Source organism: Lactobacillus amylolyticus DSM 11664 (genome assembly GCF_000178475.1).
Taxonomy (GTDB): Bacteria; Bacillota; Bacilli; order Lactobacillales; family Lactobacillaceae; genus Lactobacillus; species Lactobacillus amylolyticus.
Map to the genome: position 1 here is coordinate 1 of NZ_ADNY01000002.1, position 1,073 is coordinate 1,073.

The window sequence follows — 1,073 nt, forward strand, 5'->3', positions numbered from 1 at the left end:
TCCAACTTAAGACCTGATCTAATATCACAAAATACTATGTTTCTAATATTTGATATTTTTTTAATAATATTTTGAAAAATATTTGTTCGATTATGCATTGTTGAATCCATAATCACAAATTTAATCTTAGCTTTCGAATTATTAATTCTATCTATAAGATCATCAATATTAGTTACGGATAATGTAGCATCATATTTTATAGGTTCAAAGTAAAAAACATTCGCATCTATATCGCATTTTATGTCTAAATTAATCCTATTTCCCATACTAGATAATATTTTGAAAAAGTACTTTGTTTCAAAGTAACCTACACTAGCCTGTATATTCAAATTTTCACGTATAAAACTAGAAAAGCAATACAAAATGTTAGATATCGCATTCATTCCACTTGAAAATAAAAATGTTTTATTATGCATTCCTTGAATCGAATATCCTAATAAATCAGAAAAAGCATTCTCATCATTTAGCAATGTTTCATAAGAATAATGGTATTCTGCCCCTTGAGCATCACTAATATTAGTTTGCCACAATGTTGACTTATATATAGAAGATGTTAAATCACCGATCTTTCGTCTCCAATCCTGTCTAATAACTTTATTTAGTTTATAAATTTTTTGTTCATTACTAATTAAATTATCTGTTAATTTTTCATTATTACAAAAAGGCAAATCCATCTCTTGCTGTATTTGTCTTAAGTTTTTCCATTCTTTTAACTGATTTAAATATATTTGCGTATTATTCAAAATCAAAGACCTAATTTCAAATACAATATTCTTTTGGAAAACTTAATCCATGTAGCTCTCTATGTGTAGTAAAATAGTATGCTCCGACTGGATACATAATCACATCACTATTTAATGAAATTAATGTACTCGTATATTTACCAAAATAATCTTTTTCATAGCATGTATTTCCATATACATAAGTATCTAACTTTTTAAGTCCTTCCTTCTTATAAGCAACGATTTTAGGTACATACCAAGAACTGTTGTTAAATTGCGACGTATTCAATGTAATTGTTCGAATATTATCTTCAATGCTTTCATCTATTACTGTAGCTTTTAAAATTCCTA

General features: G+C 26.3%; 1 protein-coding gene and 1 pseudogene. Both read right to left on the minus strand.

Translation table 11 applies throughout. From position 1 onward, the window contains the following. Positions 1 to 743: hypothetical protein (locus HMPREF0493_RS00275; protein WP_006351211.1), on the minus strand; the 743-nt coding region annotated here is incomplete at its 3' end. Positions 744 to 759: 16 nt separating this feature from the next. Beyond that, positions 760 to 1,073, minus strand: a pseudogene (locus HMPREF0493_RS08725) (hypothetical protein); the annotation flags it as partial.